Here is a 20,811-nt window from a genome sequence, read left to right as displayed (position 1 = left end):
GGATCGCAGTACGGCACCCGGACCTGCCGACGGCGTTGCCGCAGGGCATTTGCTGCCGAGTGGCTCCACCGAAAGACCCGGACCATCGCCCGAAAGATCTGGGTCTTACGGTCCGTAACCCTGGCCCTGGCCGATCGCCCGCTGATGGGATCGAGCCGGGCAGGCGCCCAAACCTCGGGGAGAGCCCTGCGGAGACGGGCAGCCCTACAAGCCCGCCACCCAGGCACGACGAGAAGAGCACCATGCCGCACACCCCACAACCCGCAGCCGCAGAGCACCCGCCGGTGAGGCACAACGCCTCGCCGGTACCCGCCGACGCGCCGGGCACCGCGACGGGATCGGCGCTGACACAGGCACTTTGGCCGCCCGCGTTGCCCGTTCGTGCCGACCGGCACGGCAACAGTGTGGTCATCGTCGTTCTCTCCTGCGCCCTGTTGCTCAGCCTGTGCAGCCTCTACGTCTCCGTCCAGCGCGATATGTTCGCCGAGACGACTCCGGCTGCCGAGCACTCGGGCGAGTGCCAATCGCCCCTCGACGACGGGGAATCCGACTCCTGGGACCCGGCCGTTCTCCACCGCACCCCACTCGGCACCTGCGAGTGAACACCAGCGGCACGCCCAACTCGTCGGCAGGAAAGCTGGTTCGCGGCCTTCTCCTGGTCTTCGCCGGAGTTCTGACGGCCGTGACCGGAGTCATCATCTGGGCCCTCTGCACCGTCGGCGGTGGTCCGGCATTTGTCGCCGCGACCGTCGTCCTCGCGGCCCCGTGGGCGATCATCCACTTGCTCACCACTCGCCCGTGATCGCATCGCTCGAAGGACGAGGTCGTTCAGCGCAGTGCCTCCGCCAGTCCCTGACGGCCCTTGATGTCCAGCTTGCCGTAGACATGGGTGAGATGGATCTCCACGGTCCGCAGGCCGACGAAGAGATGCTGGGCGGTCTCCCGGTTGTTCATTCCACCCGCAGTGACTTCGGCGACCCAGCGTCCGGTCGGAGTGAGCGCGTCCACACCGCCAAGGATCCGGGTACGGGTCCGGTCGCCGAGGGCGCCCAGTTCCCGCAGCGCGCCTTCCGCGACCACACCGGCATTGCACGCATGGGCGGCACTGACTGCCTCCTGGAGGTCCGCACGGCCCTCCGGGATCCTGCTGCAGCGTATGGCCAGGGCCCCGCGGTCAGCGGCACCCGGACCCGCCGGGGGCAGGCTGCGGCGGGGTCGTCCCCGAGGGAGGTGGTCGCGGCGCCGCAGGAGCGCGCCCGATCGACGTCGGCCGCCCGCTGAACACACCTCCGTCCAACCCGAAATCGAGGGAACCACCATGACCGATCTCGCCACCCTGCTGACGGGCTCCGCGTCGGCCCACGGTGACCGGATCGCAGTACGGCACGAGACCACCGCGCTGACCTACTCCCAACTGGACGACCTGAGTGCACGGACCGCCGCGCTGCTGCAGGCCCGTGGCGTCCGCTCGGGTGGCACGCCGCCCGCCTGCGCCTGGCCGTCTGTGGCGGCGCGTCGCTTCCGGTCGAGGTGCTGCACGGCTTCGAGAAACGTTTCGGCGTCGACGTGCTCGAGGGTTACGGCCTGTCGAAGCCGCCGCTGGCGCAACCCAGGTCAGCCGCCTGCCGCCACCCGAACCAGTCATCGGGACATGCAGCTGATGCCGCATACCCGACTGGGTGCTGGCTCTCGCATGGTGCGAGTTCGACCTCACCAGCGATCAGATCGGGGCATCGTCGGTCAGCGAAAGCATGGCGCACGGACGGAGGACCATGAGCGAACCTTCCAAGGTCGCCACCATGGCAAAGGGGAACCGGTCGACCTCAAGACAGAGTGCAACGTCATCAGAATGGACTCCTTGACGCACACCCTCGGCCAACTCAGCGGCGGCGCGCGACTCGGCAGCGCGGCGGACGAACTCAGCAGCATCCGTCCCAGCCTCCGTGGCCCTCCGAGCGATGTATTGAGCACACGCCAGATCTTCATCGGCCTGCCCATCGTCGCCAGTGACCACGAACGTGACACTGTCACTCTTGCGCGTCCGCAAGAGCCGAGCCGTTGCCTCCGCCACCACGAAGCTGGCGCACAGCACCAGCGACGCCTCCTTGACCGCGAGGGCGCCGACCGTCCCTGCCGTGGTCTTCTGCACAACGGTCCGTCCGCCAAGGTCAACAGACCGCAGCAGGCCCGGCGAGTTGACCATGTCGAACCCGGGCGCGGGCGGACCGTCCTTGAGCGCCACCCAATCCGGGTGGGAAGCCTTGAGCGCCAGGGCTTCGTCCAGCGACTCAGCAAGAACGATCTTTTCCGTCCCCTGGGCAAAGGCCCAGGCAGCCACGGTGAAAGCACGCATAACGTCGACTACGACCGCCACGGACGGGGCTTCGACCAGCTCAGCGATGCCAAGGAAACGAGTGTCCATTCCGATCATGATCGCTCATGCCTGATCCGAAGCACCTGGAGAGTGATCCACATCACAGCGACGGTATCGGAATGCAACACATCCAGCTGCCTGCGTCGCGAAAGTGGTCCGCAGCTACACGCCTCGCCACACGGGGTCACCCGACACACAGCCTCTGCGGACACAAGGCGCAGCTTCATCACCGACTCCCTCGACGCCGGGGGACCGCTGCAGGACGTCCAGGACGCGGTCAACCAAAAAGACCCCAGCACCACCCAGCGTTACAACCGGCGCCGACGCCACCACGATGCTCATCCCGGTCATGCTCTCGCCGCTCGCCTTGCCGGACATCTCCTCATGCGACGCAAACGCGCGCAGTGGGAGCAGTGGCTCGGAGAGGTCGAAGGAATCGAATCCGCCCTGGTTTTCCTCCGAGCCAAGCAAGCCGAAGCCACACGCTTCATCAAGAGGACCGTCACCGACCTCGGCATCCCCGGTCCCCGCCCCGAGGAGACCCAGTGACCCGCAACGAACCTCGATCGAGTGCAGTACAGAGATGCTGCGGATACTGCGCGCGCCGGCCGTTTTCGACGGCGGCCAGGCGGGTCGACTACGTCACCAGGGCTGCGTCAGGATGCGAGCTGTCTGCATACCTCGGCGGCCAGCTCGTCAGCGGCATCGAGCGTGGTGGAGAGTACGTCCGGGGTCCTGCCGAGCACGGCAAACAACTCGTTTGCCCGCGCGGCGAAATCCGTGGGAGCGGTCGGAAGTTCTCCCGCAGCCTGAATTGCTCCCTTCTCGTTCAGCACCCAGCAACCGGCGTGAGCATGCAGGGCCTGCGCGAGAAGCCCGACCGCGCGGAAGAGGCAGCCGGCGACGTAGAAGGCGTCGCCGCGGGCCGCTCCCTTGCGGGCGCAGGCCAGGGTGAAAGGGGCCTCCCATTGCGCATTGGCGACCAGTGCTTCGCGCAGCGGCTTCGGATAACGGCGAGTTTCCTGCTGTAGGGCCTGCAGCTCACCACTGGGGTCAGCGAGAATGCGCCCAAGGGCCACCTCGCCGGCATACGCGTGGGAGTACATCCCCAGCGGGTGGCCAGTTTGAATGCCCACCTCGAAGCGGCCCGCCTGGCACTGTTGCCAGATCTTTTGCACCCGGTCCAGATCGCGGTAGATCCAGTCGATGCGGCGGCCGTCAATGGTCAGCCAAGCCCCGCCGTCCACCCACGGTCCCCAGCCGCCTGGCTCCGTCACTTCCACCGGCTCGCCGGTCAGCTCGGACGCGAGGGTACGCAAGGCAGCAGTGTCCAGCGGCGGCCGGTAGTACAAGCCCAGGTCGAAATCAGAGTCAGGACGATGCGTTCCTCTCGCTCGGCTGCCGCCCAGACACACCCCTACGATGCCGCCGACCTCGGTCAACCGATCTGCGATCTCCACCAAGCGATCCACAGCCCAGAGTTTGCAGAACCAGATCATCTTCTGCGACCGGATTTCTCAGCGTCCTCAGCCCTCTGGGTCACTCCGCAGAGTGAAGTGCAGACAAGGAACTAAGTGTCACCGTCCGGTAGTTCGGCCGGGGTGAGCGGACGCGGGTGTGGGTTCGGGGTGCTCACGGCCGGACCGACTCCGCGCGGAGCTCGTACGGCTGATGCTCGCCGTGGGTGTCGTCGTCCTCGTCCGGGCCGTGGAGCCATGCCGGACGTCCGACCGTGGGTCCTACGGGGGCGACAGGTGCCACGGGTCCTACCGGAGCGACCGGAGCGACCGGAGCCAACGCAGCAATCGTGCGAGCTGTCGTGGCAGCCGACGGCACCCTGATTGCAGGGCAGAGCTTCGGGGCGACAATGGTGACCCGCGTGAGTCCCAACACCGGCACCTATCAGGTCTGCTTCAATGTGCCGATCACCAACGGCACCTATCTCGCAACCATCGGCCTTCCCGACGCCAACGGCTCGTCAGCGCCGGGTGAGATCACCGTGCAGGGTCGGGTTTCGACCACTGATTGCCTGTACGTTCAGACGTTCGACTCGGCAGGGCTACTAGCAGACCGTAGCTTCCATGTGGGTGTGTTCTTGTAGCCGCGACAGGAGATGTCAACCTGGGCTGGGGCTTGTTCTGGGGCCGATCGCCGTCGCGTGTCGGACCCGGACGCAAAGCGCCCCCCTGTGAAGATCACCGGGCGCTCGACGCAGCACGGCGCCAGAGTCAGGCTCAGGGGCATCAACGCTCCACTGGGGTTTTCGGTGGGGTCGGTGGGTTGATAGCCAGGCCGGTGGCGGTGAGGCAGCCGTCGGTCAGGTGGGGTCGGAGCTGGATCCTGCGTAACTCGCGGCGGAGTTTGCAGTCGAGGTCGTCGGATGTGTCAAAGCCGGTGTTGGCCATGGCTCTGCGCACGAGTGACCGGACGGCCTCGACGGGGTTCAGGTCGGGTGCGTATGAGAAGCCGTATTCATACCGATCATCGAGCTTGGGGATCGAACAAGGATCCTGATCGGATGATCTTGGAGTGGTTCATGCATGAGGGCAGGGCCCTGTGGCGATTCGGAAGGTGTTGACGTCTCACCGAGCGCCAGGAGGCCCTGCTTGGCGCGGTTGTACGCGGTTGAGGTCCCGGAGTTCAACCGGCTGGGGCCGGGCCGATGGAACTGACGACCGTGTCGCGCGCGGCCTCCAAAGCGATGGTGAAGCCAGCCCGGTCGGGATCGCGGGCAGCCACAAGCACGGGTGGCCGAGCTGGACTCCGGGGTCCCGGCGGCGTGCAACTGCGACAACAGGCAACAGACAATAGGCTGCTTGAGTTGGTTGACGCTACCCAGCCACCAAGAGGCCCTGTCCTCCTGCCCAGCGCAAGCTGCGATCACCCGATCGAGACTTCCGTTCGATGGACAGCTTCTTAGTGCTCAGGAGCCGGGGACCCATCGCGTCGTGCCGAAGGCGTGAGTGACCCACGCTCCGGCGCTGTTCTTGTGGTAGAGGTATCCTTCCACCCACATCGAGTACTTGCGGCTCATCATCGGCGTGTAGCAGGTGGTCTGAGCGGCCTGGACATGCTTGTTACCGCCGGCGGTGTCGCAGCTGAAGGCGAGTGCGTGGCTGCCGTTGGGTCCGGCGCGGCGAATCAGCGCGTTCCCTGACTCGCCGGCACTGAGCTTGGTGCCGAAGTTCACGAACGCCCACGCCGTGTTGCATCGCAGATTCCAGCGAAACTGGATGGTGCCGTAGACGCTGTCACCCCGGACGATCTCCTCGGTGTCGTGGATGGATCCATCGGAGTTGCAGGAGCGGCCGTTGATCACTTTGTAGGGCGACTGGCCGTTGTACGGGTCCGCGGCCTCGGCTGCCTGGGCTGGGGCGACAAACGACAGCAGGGTTAAGACGGCTAGCAGGACGAACAGGGATTTCGGCTTCATCAGGTCTCCTTTGCGCTTCCTCGGCCCAGGACCTACCCAGTTTCAGCAAGTCCGGATCCCCGACTAGCGTCCGGCCCGCCGACAAGGGCCAGGAGCGGAACGGCCCACCACGACGAGCGACGAGGCCCGCCGGGCCCTGGCGGCGGCCACTGAGTTCATCCACCGCCCGCGGCCGACGATCGCGCGTCAGACAGCACGCTCCCAAACCGGCCCCCCCCACGGCGGACACGCCGGCGCACCAGAGGCGGACGTTCCACCCGGTGAGAGCCACAGCATTTCGTCACCGCAGGACGCGTCCGTCAGTTTTAGAGCTAACGCGCGGGTGTGGGGCCACACAGCACAAGAGAGCCGCACCCCAACGGGTACGGCCCCCTCGTTCGTGCCACCTTCGGGCCGGTCAGGAATACACCCTCACCGGCAGCGAGCAGATGTCGTAGCCGTTGCCGAGACAACACACGCTCAGCTCGTGCTTGACGTCCTCACGGACGTCACCGCCCACGAAAGCCGTATGCGGCGCGTGCGAGGTGCGCGCCAAGCATCAGGCTTTCACCGCCAGGCCGGGCGAGCACAGGGTGCCCGAGGAGTTGGACATGCACAGGTTGATGTGGAGTTTGGTGCCCTCGGCGACGTTCTTGGTCTGCTGGACGCGGTCGCCTGATCCGCTGGGGCTGATCTTGATGCCTACGGACGCCTCGCCGCGCGGGTCGAGGCCGTCGGCCATGAAGTCGGAGACGTAGAGGGTGTCGCCCTTGGGGTACTGGGTGCCGCCGGGGTCGGCCTGCCAGTGGGCTTCGGCGACGACGTTTCCGTAGCGGTCCTTGGCCCAGATGGTGCCGTCGCCGAGCTGATCGGCGCGGGACCCGAAGGTGACGTTGGGAAGCCCGGCCGCAGCCTTCGGGGCAAGCGGCGTGGTGGAGTCGGCGGAGGCCGGTGAGGTGAAGATGGCGGCGGTGATGATTGCGGCGCCTGCCACAGCGGCAGTACGTGCGAGGATGGATGCCACAGCTGGTTGTCCCCCGTATCAGGTGGTGACGTTGTAGTACCGCGAGCAGATGCTCTTGCGGTCGGTGGAGACGCAGACGCGTCCTTGCGACGCCGCGTGCTGCACCGGGTCTCTTGTTCGATGCATGGCTCTTCCGGGGTGGCCTCCAGGTCGATTGGCGAACGTCTCTCCATCGTGCCGAAATGTGGTCGGTGCGTCGTTAGCGCTGAGTGCACACCTGCGTTGGCAATGAGTTCATTGTGCTGTGGAGGGTCTGGTGCCGGTGGTCCTTGGGCGACATGCCGTAGGTGGCGCGGCAGGCGCGGCTGAAGTCGGTTGCGCGCAGGGCCCCCAGCGGGTGGCGATGACGTGGATGGCGGTGGCGTGGAGTGCCAGGTCGGTGAGGTCGCGCTGCACCAGCTCCAGGCGGCGGCGGAGTCCCGCGGCAACTGTGGGTCGTCGTTCACCGCCCGTCCGAGTCAGCCGGCTACCGGGGGCTCGGAGAACATGCCTTACGTGCCAGACAGTCCCTGCGCGCGCTCCCTGCCAGTTCGCGCGATAGCCCTACACAAGGCTCGAGGCGCGGGAGTTGGAAAAAACCGGGTGACACTCCAGGAGCCCTACCGCTCAGGACACGGCGGGCACAGCGCGGGCCAGCGGCTCCAGGTCGCGGTACAGGGCGGCGTGCATCGCGGCCGCGAGCTCGCGGGCCCGCTCTTCGTCCGCCGCGTCGTACAGCGTGATGTGCAGCAGCCCCGCCGACGAGCCGGAGCGGACCTCATGGTCGCGGACGAGGTGGACGGTGGCTGTATAGGTGAGTCGAGCTTTCTGGCACACATTCCGTGAGGACGATCACCGGGGTTCTGCCACGGTGACGTCACGTCATCTGGGACCGGTGCGGTGTGATGACCTCATAGCGGTGCTGTTTTCGCACTTCAAAGCGGTTCTAGTGGAGCGGGTGTTCACGGAGTGCGGTGTCGTGCACATCGTGGCGAGAACCCTCGATGGCACTACTTCGTGCCCGGACTGTGAGCTTCCGTCGAATCGTGTGCACAGCTGCTACGAGCGTCGGCTAGCCGGTACCCCGGCCGACAACCAACCGGTGCTGACCGAACTGACGGTGCGGCGGTTGTACTGCGAGACGCCATGTGTGGGCGTCGTACGTTCGCCGAGCAGGTCGGGGGGCTGACGTTCCGGTACGGCAGAGGACACCTGCTTCGCGCCAGGTCCTGGAGGCCGTGGCCGTCCCGCTCGCCGGCCGGGCGGGAGCCCGGCTGGTCATGGTGCTGCACAGCGCGGTCAGTCGGATGAGGCTGCTGCGGCCGGTGATGGCGCTCCCTGATCCTTCTTGGGCGGTGCCCAAGGTGCTCGGGGTCGACGATTTCGCCACCCGCCGCGGGCAGCGCTAGGGGACCGTGCTCATCGACTGCGAGACCCGCAAACCGCTCGGCTTGCTGCCGGGACGGGACGCCGGGACCCTGGCCGCATGGCTCCGTGAACACCCAGGCGTCGAGGTGATCTGCCGAGATCGCGCGGGTTCCTACGCTGAAGGCGCTCGCCTCGGAGCCCCACAGGCGGTCCAGGTTGCTGACCGCTTTCACCTGTGGCAAAACCTCGGCACCGCGATCGAACAATGCGTGCGTCGGCACAACGAATGCCTGCGACGACCGGGTTCTGGTCCCGGTGACCGGCCGGATATTCCTTTCTCCTCCGAACCGCCGTCGGCGAAGGAGATGTCTCCGATCGAAACCCGCATCCGTGAACGTCACGCCATCGTCCACGCCCTCCTCGACCAAGGACACGGCATCCGGGAGATCGCCCGAGAATTACACATGGGCGCCAACACGGTCCGCCGATGCGCCCGCACGGAATACCCAGAGCAGTTGCTCGGAAGCCGGCGACAACCACGGCCCAGCCAGCTGGACCCCTACAAGCCCTACCTAGTGCTGTGACCGGGACGGTTCGCCGGGTGGGATGTGCCTCCTGGCGGCTGGTCATGGAGTATCTGCGGTATGGGCGCGACATTGGTTTTTCGTTGCGCGCAGCCACCAGTGACGATGCGGAGTTCCTCGTGGACATGCTGGTGGCTGCTGTGAACTGGGACCCTGCTCGGGAGGTGGCCAGCCGTGATCAGGTTCTCGGGGACCGTCGGACAGCGCACTATGTCGAGGGGTGGCCCCAGCCGGGTGATCTCGGAGTGGTTGCGGTCGACCCGGGTGGACAACCGATCGGCGCGGTGTGGCTGCGCCTGTTCGGCACTGACGATCCCGGCTACGGCTTCGTGGCAGCGGACATCCCGGAACTGTCGCTGGGAGTCGTCCCAGCGTGGCGGGGCAAGGGAGTGGGGCACGCCTTGCTGACCGAGATGGCCCGGCGAGCGGCCGGAAGCGGCGTCACCCGGATCTGTCTGAGTGTAGAGCGGGCGAATCGGGCACGCCGTCTGTATGTCGAGGAAGGTTTCACGACTGTGGAATCGGGGCCGGCTCCGACACCATGATCAAGGTTGTTTCCCAGCAGTGATGCAGAGGGTCATGCAGCCTCGGCCAAGGGCCTGCCACCCCAGCGGACGCCCTTCTCGCTGCGGACGCGGGCACGTTCGCGGCGTTGGGCGGCCAGCACAGCCGGGTGGCGCGCGTTGGCGTTGCGCCAGCGCAGGTAGCGGTGCAGTTCGCGGGTCTGAACCATGTGGTTGGGGTGGTCGGAGTTGGCGAGCGTGAACTGCCGCAACGTCCCGAAGTGGGCCTCGATCGGGTTGGCCCAGGAGGCGTTGGTCGGGGTGAAGCACAGCTCGACCTTGTTCTTCTTCGCCCAGCGGCGGATCTTGGCGCCCTTGTGGGCGGAGAGGTTGTCCAGGATCACGTAGATCGGGTCGCCGTCGGGACGGGCGGCTCGGATCGACTTCAGGGCCGCCAGGGTGTTCGCGGCGCCTTTGCGGCGGCGGTTGACGCCCCACAGGCTGTCGTCGCCGATGGAGTAGCAGCCGTGGAAGTAGGTGACACCGTGGGTGCGGCGGTAGGTCGCCGGCAACCGGTCGGGCCGGCTTTTCTCGGCCCAGCAGTTGCCCGCGGTAGGGCGGATACCCAGCGGGCCGAACTCGTCGAACGCGAAGACCCGGTCGGGGAAGTGCTCGATGACGTGCTCGATCCGGTCCAGCTTGGCGTCGCGGTCGGGGTCGGTGGACTCCTTCCACGTCTTGGTGCGCTGGAAGGTCACGCCGCGGCGGGCGAGCAGGCAGCGCAGGGCTTCGCGGCCGATGCGGATCACCCGGCCGTGGACTTTGCGCAGGTAGGCGGCGAGTTTGCGCAGCGACCAGCGGGTGAAGGGCTGCCCGAGCTTGCGCGGGCGGGTGGTGGCTTCGCCTCGCTCCCGCGGCGGGATCAGCGTCGGTGGGGCGGGTGTTATCTGCGGGGCCTGATGCTGGATGGGCGGCGCAAGTCGATCCAGCCGATGGCCGAGCGGCTGCCGGACGGGAACATGCAGGCCCTGCAGCAGTTTGTGAACCAGTCGCCGTGGGACCCGTTGCCGGTGCGGCGGCGGATCGCTGAACGCCTGGCCGGGTTGATCACGCCTGAGGTGTGGGTGGTCGACGATGTGTCGTTCCCCAAGTGCGGCACCCGGTCGGTGGGGGTGGCCCGCCAGTACTGCGGAGCGGTGGGCAAGCGGCCAACTGCCAGGTCGCGGTGAGCGTCCACGCGGCCACCGACACCGCTTCCTGCCCCCTGAACTGGCAGCTGAATCTGCCCCGGGAATGGACCGACAACCCGGCCCGCTGCCGGGCAGCCGGGGTCCCGGCCGGGGGTCGGACACCAGGAAAAGTGGCGTCTGGCGCTTGGCCTGCTGGACACGCTCGCCGACTGGCAGCTGACCGCTCGGGTGGTGGTGGCCGACGCAGGGTACGGAGCGAGCACGCCGTTCCGCCTCGCCCTGGAGGAGCGGGGCTTGTCCTATGTGGTGGCGCTGACGGGCAAGGAGGTCGCCCACCCGGAGGCAGCCGAGCCGCACCAACCGGCTTATGGCGGGCTCGGGCCGCCGACGCTGCCGCGCTATCGCAGCTCGCCACGGTCTCTGCCCCGCCTTGCGGCCGAACTACCGGTCTCCCGCTATGCCGAGGTCACCTGGCGTGAAGGCAGCAAGGGCCCGATGACGTCACGTTTTGCCCTGCTGAGGGTGCGGCCGGCGGGCAAGCAGGCTCTGCGGGCCGCCCAGGAAGCAGGCGGCGGTCACTACGAGTGGGACGGAGTCCTGCCGGTCCGGACGGTGCTGGTGGAGTGGCCCTCCGATGAGACTGCCCCGACCGGCTACTGGACCTCCAACCTGCCCGCCGCCACACCGATCGAGGATCTGGTGCGGTGGGCGAAGATGCGGTGGCGCATCGAGCACGACTACCGCGAACTCAAGCACGGCCTGGGCCTGGACCACTTCGAAGGCCGCACTTGGCGGGGCTGGCACCACCACGTCACCCTGGTCACCGCCGCCCAGGCCTTCCTCACCCTCCACCGGCTCCACCCCAAAGCCCATACACCGGCCTGACTCTCTACCACGTCCTCGACGCCATCCAGGACCTCCTGCGGTGCTGGGCCGGAACCTGCACCACCTGCGGACGCCCCCTGCCCACCACACCCAGCAGAAGAAGACAGCCCCCGACCCAACGAAGCACTACTAGGCCGCTTCTTCCGGATCAGCAAACCCTCGGGAGGCAGGGCTATTGCCCGGCCGCCGGGGCGCGGGGGAAGACAGGTGTCCTTGCACCGCCAAATCGCCCGCCCGTTCGAGCAGGCGTTCACGCACGCAAAGCTCGACGCGCTCCTGGCCCGCATCGCCGACCGCGAGCCGTACCTCCGACTCGCGGCCTGACGACCAGAATTTCCGGCCGCGTGTACTAGGATCCGCCGCTATCATCACTCGATCGATAGGAGGCCCGATGATCGGCGTGCTCGTGACTTTCGCGCAGACCGACAAGTTCGATCGTTCAACTATCGCAAAGATTGCCGGCGAACTCCGAGGACCGTTCGAAGGCATGGCCGGCCTTCGCTTCAAGAGCTTCATGCTCGACGAAGACGGCGTTCAGGCAAGGAACTTCTACGTGTGGGATGACGAGGAGAAAGGCCGCGCCTTCTTCACAGAGGAGCTCGTCGACAAGGTGACGGGGATTTATGGCGTCCCGCCCAAAATCGAATATCTCGATATCGTGGGGTTCGTCGACAACTCTGGCACCTGATTCTCGAGGAGGCTGTCGCACAAACCTTTGCTGTCCAGGCCGTTTTGGACCATCGGGGCATGCCACAGAACATCCTCACATGCGATCGAGACCAAGCGCTGCTGCACCCCTGTAGCCCCCTGACCTGCGCGACTGGCTGCCCGAGGACCACCTCGCCTGGTTCGTGATCGAGGCGATCGAGCAGCTCCACCTCGAGCCCTCGGCCGCCCGGCCCCTGCGTTTAAAGCGCCCGGCGCGCCGATTCTGCGGAAAGGCCCGAAGCCGATTCCCCCGGATCATCTCGCTGACCAGATGAAGATGCCCGCGATGTGGAGGCCGGCTTTGAAGATGGTGGCGGTCTTCTCGTAGCGGGTGGCCAGGCCGCGCCAGTTCTTCAGGCGGTTGATGCATCGTTCGACGGTGTTGCGCTGCTTGTATGCCTCGCGGCCGCGGCCAGGAGGGCGGCCGCCGCGGCGGCCTTTGAGCTTGCGGTTGGCGATCTGGTCGGCGGGTTGTGGGATCACAGCCCTGATCCCGCGGCTTCGCAGGTGCTCGCGGATGGCCCGGGACGAGTAGGCGCGGTCAGCCAGCACCTTCACCGGGCGAGTGCGCGGGCGGCCGACCTCCCTCGGAACACGCAGCCCAGCCATGACGTGCTCGAAAGCGGGCACGTCACCCGCCTGGCCACGCGCTGCCCCGGCGCACGATCTGCTGCAGCCGCTGTCGAATCCCCGGAGCCCGAGCGCGACGCCAAACTCGACCGCATCGAGCACGTCCTGCACCGCTTCCCGGACCGGGTCTTCGCCTTTGACGAGTACGGCCCGCGCGGCATTCGGCCCACCGCAGGCGCGGGCTGGGCTGGGCTGAACCAGGGCGTCCCGACCGGGTGCCGGCCACCTACCACCGCACCCACGAGGTCCGGTACTTCCACGGCTGCTACTGGGTTGGCGACGACACGTTGTGGGGCGTGAACCGCCGAAGGCGCCGAAGGAACTCGCGACGATCGCCCACATCACGAAGCCGGCCCGCCGGGCAGCACCAGCTGTCTGCTCCGGCTGAATCTGCCGGGGGAGTCAGGGGAGCCATTGGCCGCCGACGAGGTTGCGGCACCCGGCCGTTCTCTCGCTCGCCGGGGTCTGGCCGTGGCCCCGGCTGCGTCTCCAGTGCCGTGGGGCGGGTCAGCTGGCCCAGGCGCGCAGCTGGGCGGCTACCTCGCGCAGGGTGAGGGTGTCGTTTCGAAGGCCTGTGACCAGCTGGGTCATGCCGCCGGGGGGTGACGGGCTCGCCGGACTCGCGCAGGTAGGGGATGGCCAGAGCGCTGCCGACCAGACCGTTGTAGTCGGTCAGCGGCGCGGTGGCGACGAACATCTGCAGCAGGACCGCGGCGCGACGCGGGTTTCGACGTAGAAGGGTTCACCGGCGTGCAGCTCGTACGCGTGCCGGTACACGGCGGCGGCGAGAGCGCCCCAGTCGTTGATACCGACTTCGCGCCCGGTGTTCTCAAAATACTGCGCCGCCTTGCGCAGGATTTCCCTCTCCAGCTCCAGCTCGCGGACGTGCTTGCGCAGATGTCGCAACTCAGCCCACTCGGACGGCGTCATGGCGTCACCCAGTCGGTGAACAGGTCCACGGGTCAGATTACCGTCTGGTACGACGGCAAGCAGGTGCTGTCGAGCAAGTCCGCTCCCGGCATCTCCGGAATCCCTTTCAAGGGCGTCTTCTTCTCGACGCTCTTCGGCGGGCACGAGACGAGCTGGGGTCCGAAGAAGGAAGTGCACGCGTACTCCTCGAACTTCCACGTCAGCACGACGAAGCTCTAGCCGCGAAGGGGGCGCCTCCGTCGAGGCGCCCCTGTTCAGGTGCTCGGCAGCCGGACCGGCCTGGCCAGCACCTGGTCCAAGACCTCGGTGAGGAACCGCGCCGGATCCGTCGCCGACGCCGTGGCGCGCATCGCGACGATCCCGTCCGGACGGACGAGCAGGGCCCCTTCGTCGGGGAGCCACGGGACCGGGACGCGGTGCGCGGGGAGTCCGACGTCCGCCGCGGCGGTGAGCCAGCGCTCGCCGGCGACGCCCACCAGCAGGGTCCACCGGGACGCCACCAGGTCGAGCGTGGAAACCCCGTCGATCCACGCGTGGGGCACCCGTGAACCCGGCGACCCGTCCAGCACCAGGTCCACTGTGGACGGGAGTTCCGGCCGCGGGTCGACAACGGCGGCCGAGTCGTACCTCTGGCCGAGGTGCACGACCGGCGCCGCCCACACTCCCGCCGCCGCCCTGGCGGCGTCGGCCTCGGGTCCGCGTCCCCAGTGCAGCTCCGGGTCGGCGAGCCTGCGCATCGCCTGGTCCAGCGTCGCCGCGGCGACCGGTTCACGTTCGTGCGCGTAGGTGTCGAGCAGCCCGGCACCGGCCTCGCCGTGGTGGACGGTGGCCAGCTTCCACGCCAGGTTGTGCGCGTCGCCGACCCCGGTGTTGAGGCCGAACGCGCCCAGGGGCGACACGGTGTGCGCGGCGTCGCCCACGAGGAACACGCGGCCGACGGCGAAGCTTTCGGCCGCTGCGCTCCGGGGCCGCCACGAGAGCACGCTGCGCACCTCGACGTCGAGGTCGGGATCGCCGACCGCAAGCCGGACGACCGCGGCGCAGCGCTCGTGCGTGAAGTCCTCGGGGCGTTCGCCGCCGTCGACGTCGCAGGGGACGTGGAAGACCCAGTTCGTCTCGCCGTCCACGGTGGCCAGCAGGCCGGGCGCCTCCGGCGTGGTGATCGTGCAGGTGGCGAAGGACATTCCCCGCAGGTGCGGTCGGAGGTCGGCGCGGAACAGGATGTTGATCATCGACTTGCCCAGGTCGCCCGGCCCGGAGGTGCCCACGCCGAGCGCGGTCCGCACGGTGCTGTGCGTGCCGTCGGCGGCGACTACGCGCGTGCACCGCAGCGAGTAGCGGCCGTCGGGTCCCTCCAGTTCGACGTCGACCCCGTCGGCGTCCTGCGCGATGCTGACCAGGCGGGTCGACCAGCGCAGGTCCGCTCCGCGGCGTGCCAGGTCGGCTGCCACGACGGCGTCGAGCCGGTCCTGGGCGCAGACGCCGCGCAGTCTGAACGGCGTCATGTCCAGTTCGTCGGCGGACGGGGTCGGCATGGGCACGGTCACGACGTCGCCCGCGCCCATCTCGACGACGGTCCGCGCCACCGCCTTGCCCGCGGCGCCCCGGAGGTCGACCGCGACGTCGTCGACGGCGGTGTCGAGCCCGAGTTCGCGGAGGACCTCGACGGTGCGCGGTCCGATGCCGGTGGCACGTGGGTGCACCGATGGCGCGGACCGGCGTTCGACGAGCACTGCGGGGACGCCGTGGTGGGTGAGCAGCGCCGCGGTGAGCAGGCCGACGCTGCCGCCTCCGACCACGAGCACCGGTACTTCTGGATACGCTGTCTCCGTCATGGATACACCGTAGCCAGAAGGTAGGATGCGGGTCAACGAGGAAAGGAACCGCCCCGATGACCGAACCCGTTCCCTCGTCGGTGTGGACCCGGCCGCGCCCCGAGCCGCGTCGACGCGCGCCTGGGGTGGACCAGTACGTGGCCGCCGCGCTGGCCGTCGCGGACGCGGAGGGATTGGCGGCGGTTTCGATGCGGCGGGTCGCGGGTGATCTCGGTTCCGGGACTGCCTCGCTCTACCGGTACATCACCAACCGCGACGAGTTGGTGGACCTGATGGTCGACGCGGCGCAGGGCGAGGATCCGCTGCCCGAGTCCGCTGAGGACTGGCGTGCCGATCTGGGGGCGGTCGCGCACGCGTTGCGTGCGACGCTGCTGCGGCATCCTTGGTTGGCGGGTGAACTGGCGGGGAGGCCCGCGCTCGGCCCCAACTCGTTGCGGCGGTCCGAGTCCGCGCTGCGCGCCGCCGTCTCGCTCACTCCCAACATCACCATGGCCTCGCAGGCGCTCGGCGCCGTGCACGCGTACGTGCTGGGTTCGGTCGCCGCCCAGCAGGCCCTTCGACGCGCGGAGCGGCGCACCGGGCTCAGCGAGGAGGAGTGGCAGCGCAGCGTCGGCCCCTACATCAGCGAGGTCCTCGCGGCGGGCGAACACCCGATGCTCGCCCGCCGCGTCCTCGAAGCCGAGGAACTCGACCCCGACGTCGAGTTCGCGTTCGGCCTGGACTGCGTGCTCGACGGGCTCGCGGCCCGGCTGGGTCGCTGAGCGGTCCGTACGCGTAGCGGTTCACGGTCTCCGGGTGGAGGACGAGGCGGACCTGGTCCTCGGCCAGGATTCCGGCCAGGTCGGGCGGCGGGGGTCGGGTCGTCGAGGTCCCAGTAGCGGGCGGCCGGGCGGGAGGCCAGGTCGTGGGCTCCGTCGAGTTCGGCCGTGACGGCGCCCGCGATCGATGCCCAGCGTTCGTGTTCACCCACCGAGGCGGCGACGGCGATCGAGGCTCGGGGGTCGCGGCGCAGGCGGCGCACATCGTCGTCACCCAGCCCACCGGCACGACGGTGCCCGACCTCGTGACCCGGGCGCCCGTCGGATCCCAACGGAGCGGACGTGCCGGCGCGGGCACCCCGGCCTCTGACGGGACCGCCCAGCTCTTGGGCTCCGCTCCCGCCGGAGTTCACGGTGCTCCGCGCCCATGACCTGCTGCCCTTGTCACCGGGCGGGAGGACGCTGCTGAACTGGGAACGCCCGGACCACGCCGTCCTTCCCGGCCGACTGCCTCAGCTGCTGGTTCTCGACCTCCAGCACGTGGACTACGCGCGCCAGCTGCTTGACGTCCGTACGCAGCTGGTTGTGCTCGTCGCGCAGGTTCGAGTCACGGTGAGGCGCCAGCCCGATGCCGAGAACGGCGACAGCGTGGCCGCCAGTTGGGCGGCGAAGCCACCGTCAAGCGGCTGCGACGCGACGCCGGCCGGGTGTGGCTGATGCCGCACAATCCGGCGTACGAACCCATCCCCGGCGATGACGCGGCCATTCTCGGCAAAGTGGTCGCCGTACTGCGCACTGCCTGAACCCGGCAGAGTGGTTCGCGCGAGCAGGTCGATGAGGTGGCCCGCCCGGTCGACGTGCGAAGGGCTCCGGACGGGCTCCGTCCAACAAGCTGCCCCGGACACCGGAACCAACGGAACCAACGGGCCGAGCTTGAGCTGAACGAGGTGGCGAGTGGTTTTGTACGCCAGTAGCGACTCGGTTCGAGAGGAATAGTCAAGACCTGTGGATCGGCGTACCACGCACTTCTTCTCGCCCGCCGCGTCGCCGATCACGCTGACCTTCCCCTTTCTTGGCCGTGGTAAAGCCCCTGGGGCCGCATCCGGGGGCGGCCGGACTCCAGGAGTCCAAGGGCGATGAGTCTCGCCGTGGTTGCCAGTCTGTATCTCTGACATGCCCGCACTCGAGGAGAGCATCATGACCGCTACCTACATATTCGACGTCTTTTCCAGCCTCGACGGCTTCGGCGCTGCCAGCGGCAACTGGACCGGCTACTGGGGCAAGCAAGGCCCCGAGCTCCTCGCCCACCGCCTCGCCCTGTACGGCGAGGAGCAGCGGATGGTCCTCGGGGCCAACACGTATCGGGCGTTCGCGCGGATGCTGGCTTCTAGCACCGAGGAGTCAGAGGTGCGTGACCCATGGGTCGCACGGATGAGGAGCCTGCCGGCAACGGTGGTGTCGACCACACTGGAAGGATCCCTCGACTGGCCGGATGCGAACGTCGTGAGCGGCGATGCCGTCGACGTCGTCGCTCGGCTGAAGGAGGAGTCCGAGGCACCGTTGCGCTCGCACGGCAGCCTGTTGATGAACCGGGCACTGATGGCCGCCGGTCTGGTCGACCGCGTCCAGGTGACGCTCTTCCCTGTGATCACCGGTCAGACCGGGCTGGACCCGATCTTCCAGGGTGCGGCCGACTTCGACCTCGAGCTGATCGAGCGCCGGACGCTCGACGGCCACATCCAAGAGCTCATCTACCAGCCCACCCTGCATGTCTGAGTCCAGTTCTGACAGCCTCATCCAGGCGGGGCTGGACGCGCTGGTCGCCGGCGTCCACAGTCCCTCACTCGCCACGCTCGCCGGTCTCCTGCGGAGTGAGGAGCCCGAAGCGCCTGAGCTCTCGACCACGTCCTGGACGAACTGGGACTGCTCTTTCACCCGCCGGATGTACCCCCGGGCCGCGAAGTGGGCCATGGCCTACTGGATCGCCATCTCTGACGTGGCTCTGTTCACGAGAACGGGTTCAGGCTCAACTTCTGTGGCGCGGGCACGCTGAGTAATCGGTTGGGGATGGCAGCCCCGGCTGGCTACGCTCCGAGCCATGAGTGGACCGGTGTTGGTGATCGAGTTGGCGGTGACTGTCCCCCGCACGGCGATCGAGCGGCTCCGCGAATTTCTGGCTCGCTCCTCTGCACGGTTTGAGGAGAAGCGGGTCGGCGAGTACGACCTGAACATTCACGCGGAGAGCCTCGGCATCACGGACACCGGGGGCGTCGACGGACGCCGGCCGGTCCTGGTCTCTCTTATGGGGGCCGGCATCGGCGACGAGGCCATCTTCGAGGCCGAGCACGCTGACGAAGTCGACCAGAAACCTCTCGTCGGCTTCACCCCGACCCACGCCGTCGACGTCATCGCGTTCAGCAACAGTTCCGTCGACCACGTCGTCACGGCCCTGCTGACCGCCGCCGTCATGGACGTGATCGGCGGCGTCGCCAACGCCGAACTACGCGAGGACCAGGTGCCAATCGTGGCCGGCCTTCCGGGCATCGTCGCAACGATGACCGATCCGTGGCCAGCCGCGTACGGCTCGGCGGAGTTCCTCAGAGCGTGGGCCCAACAGCCCGGTTTCCGGCTCTTGAAGTAGCCAGAACTCATTCAGCTGCCTCAGGCGCGTAGTACCCGCTTGCGTAACAGCTTGAAGCCCGCGCGGCCGAACATCTGGCGCTTGGGCATCTTGATCCGGATGACGTGCCCTTCCACGATGCCCGTGCTCCAGTGCAGGGTCAGACCGGCAATGACGGCGTCGCGTTCGCGGTCGATGCCGAGCGTGTGGAGGCTGGGTAGGTCTTCCTTCCGGACGGCGTCGAGCCAGTCCGGAGGCCGTTGGCCCTGGCGCTCAGTGAGCATGGTGGCGGAGGAAGGGTGCTACTCGCTAGCTGAGTCCTCGGCCTTGGAGCGAAGATCGTGGATCGGGAACGTCGTGGGTGAAGGATGGGCCTCGCATGCTTCACCGTGCAATTCATCGGGGCGCAGAGCCCAGGCGATTGCCTCGCCGGGACCGCAGTAATCGGGGTCCAGGTAGAAGGTAGTCAGGGTTCCGTACGGCTTGGGCGCTGGGAACTCTTCCCAGGTGCCGGTCGGCGTCGTCCGGGCCAGCTCCTGGCGGTAGCCGTGGAAGTCCAGCCAGACCTCGATAACCGTACGGCCGCTGAGTGCGGCAGCTGCGGCGGGAGCCCATCGCGCTTTGTCGAGCAGGGAATCGAAGAATCCGGGCAGAGGTCTTCCCTGTTGGTCGGCGCTGTGGGGTTGATCGTCCTCCACCGTGAAGCTGAGGTCAGATCCGATCTCGACACGGATCTGTCCATGCGCGCCGTCGCGGCGGTGCAGTGCGTCCCAGACCACCTGCTGAAGCACCTCGGTGGGAAGCTCAGGACTGTCGCGCTCGACCCGGAAATACATCGCTGGGCGGGCCCGCACGTGTTCCTCAAACACAACCACCCGAAGGTGATCGGCTGTGTAGCGCTTCACTCACCCTCCCCGTCGCTGCCCTCGTCAGTCATGCACACCCGATCATGGCATCCACCACCAAGCTCCCAGGTGCCTACCCGGCACATAGCCGTGACTGGCTGTCATCCGTCACAGAAGTTGAGCCAGAACCCGAGAATGGACAGCAGATGTTCACCACTTCGGGAGGCAGTCCCGAGGGCCGCCGCATTCGAATTGTTCACGAGCTGCGGCAGCACCGATTGCTAGGTACTCAGTGGCGGTACGCGGCTGTCGCGATCTCGATGAACGATCGGATCAACGGGTTGGTGTCACTCTCGTTCCACACCGCCACCACTCGGCTTGGCGCCATGTCGATCAGCGGCACCGCGGCCAGCTCTGCGGGCAGGTCGTGTCCGAGCGGGGCCAAGCCGACCGTGCCGTTCCACAGCACGGCCTGTAGGCATTCCTGGACGACGCGCACCACTGGGCCCTCGCGCGGCTCGCCGCCGTTCCAGTACGACTGCCAGATCGGGTCGGTTCCCTGCGGGAACTGGAACCAGCGGCGGTCGCCCAGGTCGGCCAGCTGCAGCTGGCCGCGGCGGGCCATCGGATCGTCGGCGCGCAGGACCACACCCACCGGATCGGTACGCAGTTCACGCACCGTCAGGGCGGTCTCGTTGAACGGCGCCCGAGTCAGGGCGACGTCAACCAGTCCGGCGCGCAGCCCGCAGGTCGGGTCGGTCAGGTCGGTGTCGCGGATGCGGATGTCGATGCCGGGGTGGCTTCGACGGTAAGCGGCGGCCAGCCTGGTCACTCCCGGGTCGGTGCTGTCGCCCAGGATGCCGACGGTGATGGTCGCGACGCCGGCCTCCGAGGTCACGCGTGCGCGGACCCGGTCGGCCTGGTCGAGCAGGGCCCGCGCCTCATCGAGCAGCACTGCGCCCACCGGGGTGAGCGTGATGCCGGCAGGCGAGCGGGCGAACAGCAGGGCACCGACCTCGGCCTCCAGCTGCTTGATCGCCCGGCTCAGCGGCGGCTGGCTCATGTGCAGTCGAGTGGCGGCCCGGCCGAAGTGGAGTTCCTCAGCGACCGCCACGAAGTAGCGCAGGGTACGTAGCTCCACGCTGCAACGATACCCACAAGGTATC

At 67.9% G+C, this 20,811-nt stretch carries 25 protein-coding genes and 6 pseudogenes; 16 read left to right on the top strand and 15 right to left on the bottom strand.

The window, feature by feature from the left end; genetic code table 11:
- Positions 1-242 precede the first annotated feature (242 nt).
- Together OG735_RS01730 and OG735_RS01725 are read left to right on the top strand one after the other, a co-directional pair.
- On the top strand, positions 243-602 hold the full coding sequence (locus OG735_RS01730) for a hypothetical protein (RefSeq protein WP_327321334.1): 360 nt from the start codon (positions 243-245) through the stop codon (positions 600-602).
- A complete protein-coding gene (locus tag OG735_RS01725; protein WP_327321333.1) occupies positions 599-802 on the top strand; it encodes a hypothetical protein in 204 nt (67 codons plus the stop codon). The genes OG735_RS01730 and OG735_RS01725 overlap by 4 nt, the downstream gene beginning before the upstream one ends.
- 26 nt (positions 803-828) lie before the next feature.
- Here OG735_RS01725 and OG735_RS01720 read toward each other — a convergent pair whose 3' ends face one another.
- Positions 829-1,080 (bottom strand): helix-turn-helix domain-containing protein, encoded by a 252-nt coding sequence (locus OG735_RS01720; RefSeq protein ID WP_327321332.1) that lies wholly within the window; start codon positions 1,078-1,080, stop codon positions 829-831.
- Between the two features lie 640 nt (positions 1,081-1,720).
- Positions 1,721-2,422, bottom strand: a complete 702-nt coding sequence (locus OG735_RS01715) for a 2-phosphosulfolactate phosphatase (RefSeq protein WP_327328177.1) — start codon at positions 2,420-2,422, stop codon at positions 1,721-1,723.
- A gap of 336 nt (positions 2,423-2,758) precedes the next feature.
- Here OG735_RS01715 and OG735_RS01710 point away from each other — a divergent pair, with 336 nt between their 5' ends.
- Positions 2,759-2,923 (top strand): recombinase, encoded by a 165-nt coding sequence (locus tag OG735_RS01710; protein WP_327321331.1) that lies wholly within the window; start codon positions 2,759-2,761, stop codon positions 2,921-2,923.
- A 107-nt stretch (positions 2,924-3,030) separates the two neighbouring features.
- On the opposite strand, the gene OG735_RS01705 is transcribed toward OG735_RS01710, so the two are convergent.
- Together OG735_RS01705 and OG735_RS01700 are read right to left on the bottom strand one after the other, a co-directional pair.
- Entirely contained in the window at positions 3,031-3,873 is an 843-nt protein-coding gene (locus OG735_RS01705; protein ID WP_327321330.1) for a nucleotidyltransferase domain-containing protein, read from the bottom strand.
- A 133-nt stretch (positions 3,874-4,006) separates the two neighbouring features.
- Complete coding sequence (locus tag OG735_RS01700) at positions 4,007-4,135, bottom strand: hypothetical protein (RefSeq protein ID WP_327321329.1); 129 nt, start codon at positions 4,133-4,135, stop codon at positions 4,007-4,009.
- Positions 4,136-4,193: 58 nt separating this feature from the next.
- Between OG735_RS01700 and OG735_RS01695 the strand changes: the two genes are divergently transcribed.
- Positions 4,194-4,475 (top strand): hypothetical protein, encoded by a 282-nt coding sequence (locus tag OG735_RS01695; RefSeq protein ID WP_327321328.1) that lies wholly within the window; start codon positions 4,194-4,196, stop codon positions 4,473-4,475.
- Positions 4,476-4,617: 142 nt separating this feature from the next.
- On the opposite strand, the pseudogene OG735_RS41780 reads toward OG735_RS01695, so the two are convergent.
- The 4 genes and pseudogenes from OG735_RS41780 to OG735_RS01680 form a co-directional block, all read right to left on the bottom strand.
- Positions 4,618-4,833, bottom strand: a pseudogene (locus tag OG735_RS41780) (IS630 family transposase); the annotation flags it as partial.
- A gap of 464 nt (positions 4,834-5,297) precedes the next feature.
- The gene (locus tag OG735_RS01690) at positions 5,298-5,807 is read right to left on the bottom strand and encodes a DUF2690 domain-containing protein (RefSeq protein WP_327321327.1); all 510 of its coding nucleotides are present in this window, start codon (positions 5,805-5,807) and stop codon (positions 5,298-5,300) included.
- A 538-nt stretch (positions 5,808-6,345) separates the two neighbouring features.
- Positions 6,346-6,780, bottom strand: coding sequence for a hypothetical protein (locus tag OG735_RS01685; RefSeq protein ID WP_327321326.1), 435 nt, complete (start codon positions 6,778-6,780; stop codon positions 6,346-6,348).
- Between the two features lie 636 nt (positions 6,781-7,416).
- The gene (locus OG735_RS01680; RefSeq protein WP_327321325.1) at positions 7,417-7,626 is read right to left on the bottom strand and encodes a hypothetical protein; all 210 of its coding nucleotides are present in this window, start codon (positions 7,624-7,626) and stop codon (positions 7,417-7,419) included.
- A gap of 401 nt (positions 7,627-8,027) precedes the next feature.
- On the opposite strand from OG735_RS01680, the gene OG735_RS01675 reads away from it, so the two are divergent.
- Genes OG735_RS01675 through OG735_RS01665 form a run of 3 tightly spaced genes read left to right on the top strand, consistent with a single transcriptional unit; the run spans position 8,028 to position 9,286 of the window.
- Positions 8,028-8,198 carry a hypothetical protein gene (locus OG735_RS01675; protein ID WP_327321324.1) on the top strand — a complete coding sequence of 57 codons (171 nt, stop codon included), beginning with the start codon at positions 8,028-8,030 and terminating at the stop codon, positions 8,196-8,198.
- 6 nt (positions 8,199-8,204) lie between these two features.
- Positions 8,205-8,741 (top strand): transposase, encoded by a 537-nt coding sequence (locus OG735_RS01670; RefSeq protein ID WP_327321323.1) that lies wholly within the window; start codon positions 8,205-8,207, stop codon positions 8,739-8,741.
- 44 nt (positions 8,742-8,785) lie between these two features.
- Complete coding sequence (locus OG735_RS01665) at positions 8,786-9,286, top strand: GNAT family N-acetyltransferase (protein ID WP_327321322.1); 501 nt, start codon at positions 8,786-8,788, stop codon at positions 9,284-9,286.
- Positions 9,287-9,318: 32 nt separating this feature from the next.
- Here OG735_RS01665 and OG735_RS01660 read toward each other — a convergent pair.
- A pseudogene (locus tag OG735_RS01660) lies at positions 9,319-10,146 on the bottom strand (IS630 family transposase); the annotation flags it as partial.
- Here OG735_RS01660 and OG735_RS01655 point away from each other — a divergent pair.
- Positions 10,114-11,319, top strand: a pseudogene (locus OG735_RS01655) (IS701 family transposase). The pseudogenes OG735_RS01660 and OG735_RS01655 sit on opposite strands and share 33 nt — an antisense overlap.
- Before the next feature lie 391 nt (positions 11,320-11,710).
- Entirely contained in the window at positions 11,711-12,007 is a 297-nt protein-coding gene (locus OG735_RS01650; RefSeq protein WP_266475544.1) for a hypothetical protein, read from the top strand.
- A gap of 275 nt (positions 12,008-12,282) precedes the next feature.
- Here the strand turns inward: OG735_RS01650 and OG735_RS01645 are convergent.
- Positions 12,283-12,672: pseudogene (locus OG735_RS01645) on the bottom strand (transposase); the annotation flags it as partial.
- A gap of 39 nt (positions 12,673-12,711) precedes the next feature.
- Between OG735_RS01645 and OG735_RS01640 the strand changes: the two are divergent.
- Positions 12,712-12,971 (top strand): annotated as a pseudogene (locus tag OG735_RS01640) (IS630 family transposase); the annotation flags it as partial.
- Between the two features lie 358 nt (positions 12,972-13,329).
- Here the strand turns inward: OG735_RS01640 and OG735_RS01635 are convergent.
- Positions 13,330-13,587 carry a hypothetical protein gene (locus OG735_RS01635; protein WP_327321321.1) on the bottom strand — a complete coding sequence of 86 codons (258 nt, stop codon included), beginning with the start codon at positions 13,585-13,587 and terminating at the stop codon, positions 13,330-13,332.
- A 15-nt stretch (positions 13,588-13,602) separates the two neighbouring features.
- Here OG735_RS01635 and OG735_RS01630 point away from each other — a divergent pair, with 15 nt between their 5' ends.
- Positions 13,603-13,806 (top strand): polysaccharide lyase, encoded by a 204-nt coding sequence (locus OG735_RS01630; RefSeq protein WP_327321320.1) that lies wholly within the window; start codon positions 13,603-13,605, stop codon positions 13,804-13,806.
- Positions 13,807-13,841: 35 nt separating this feature from the next.
- On the opposite strand, the gene OG735_RS01625 is transcribed toward OG735_RS01630, so the two are convergent.
- The gene (locus tag OG735_RS01625) at positions 13,842-15,422 is read right to left on the bottom strand and encodes an FAD-dependent monooxygenase (protein WP_327321319.1); all 1,581 of its coding nucleotides are present in this window, start codon (positions 15,420-15,422) and stop codon (positions 13,842-13,844) included.
- Positions 15,423-15,478: 56 nt separating this feature from the next.
- On the opposite strand from OG735_RS01625, the gene OG735_RS01620 reads away from it, so the two are divergent.
- The 5 genes and pseudogenes from OG735_RS01620 (at position 15,479) to OG735_RS01600 (ending at position 18,821) form a co-directional block, all read left to right on the top strand.
- Positions 15,479-16,183 (top strand): TetR/AcrR family transcriptional regulator C-terminal domain-containing protein, encoded by a 705-nt coding sequence (locus OG735_RS01620; protein ID WP_327321318.1) that lies wholly within the window; start codon positions 15,479-15,481, stop codon positions 16,181-16,183.
- Positions 16,184-16,786: 603 nt separating this feature from the next.
- A pseudogene (locus OG735_RS01615) lies at positions 16,787-16,983 on the top strand (LexA family protein); the annotation flags it as partial.
- A 394-nt stretch (positions 16,984-17,377) separates the two neighbouring features.
- Positions 17,378-17,956, top strand: a complete 579-nt coding sequence (locus OG735_RS01610) for a dihydrofolate reductase family protein (protein ID WP_327321317.1) — start codon at positions 17,378-17,380, stop codon at positions 17,954-17,956.
- A complete protein-coding gene (locus OG735_RS01605; protein ID WP_327321316.1) occupies positions 17,949-18,233 on the top strand; it encodes a hypothetical protein in 285 nt (94 codons plus the stop codon). The genes OG735_RS01610 and OG735_RS01605 overlap by 8 nt, the downstream gene beginning before the upstream one ends.
- A gap of 45 nt (positions 18,234-18,278) precedes the next feature.
- The gene (locus OG735_RS01600) at positions 18,279-18,821 is read left to right on the top strand and encodes a DUF6368 family protein (RefSeq protein WP_327321315.1); all 543 of its coding nucleotides are present in this window, start codon (positions 18,279-18,281) and stop codon (positions 18,819-18,821) included.
- A 20-nt stretch (positions 18,822-18,841) separates the two neighbouring features.
- On the opposite strand, the gene OG735_RS01595 is transcribed toward OG735_RS01600, so the two are convergent.
- From OG735_RS01595 to OG735_RS01585, 3 genes are all read right to left on the bottom strand, one after another.
- Positions 18,842-19,084, bottom strand: a complete 243-nt coding sequence (locus OG735_RS01595; protein WP_327321314.1) for a hypothetical protein — start codon at positions 19,082-19,084, stop codon at positions 18,842-18,844.
- Between the two features lie 18 nt (positions 19,085-19,102).
- Positions 19,103-19,705, bottom strand: a complete 603-nt coding sequence (locus OG735_RS01590) for a hypothetical protein (protein ID WP_327321313.1) — start codon at positions 19,703-19,705, stop codon at positions 19,103-19,105.
- Positions 19,706-19,934: 229 nt separating this feature from the next.
- Entirely contained in the window at positions 19,935-20,786 is an 852-nt protein-coding gene (locus OG735_RS01585; protein ID WP_327321312.1) for a LysR family transcriptional regulator, read from the bottom strand.
- Positions 20,787-20,811: the final 25 nt, after the last annotated feature.

Origin of the sequence: Streptomyces sp. NBC_01210, from assembly GCF_036010325.1 — a bacterium.
In the GTDB taxonomy this organism is placed as follows: Bacteria; Actinomycetota; Actinomycetes; order Streptomycetales; family Streptomycetaceae; genus Streptomyces.
Note: the sequence above shows the minus strand (reverse complement) of the source record. Positions and strands in the feature narration are given on the sequence as shown.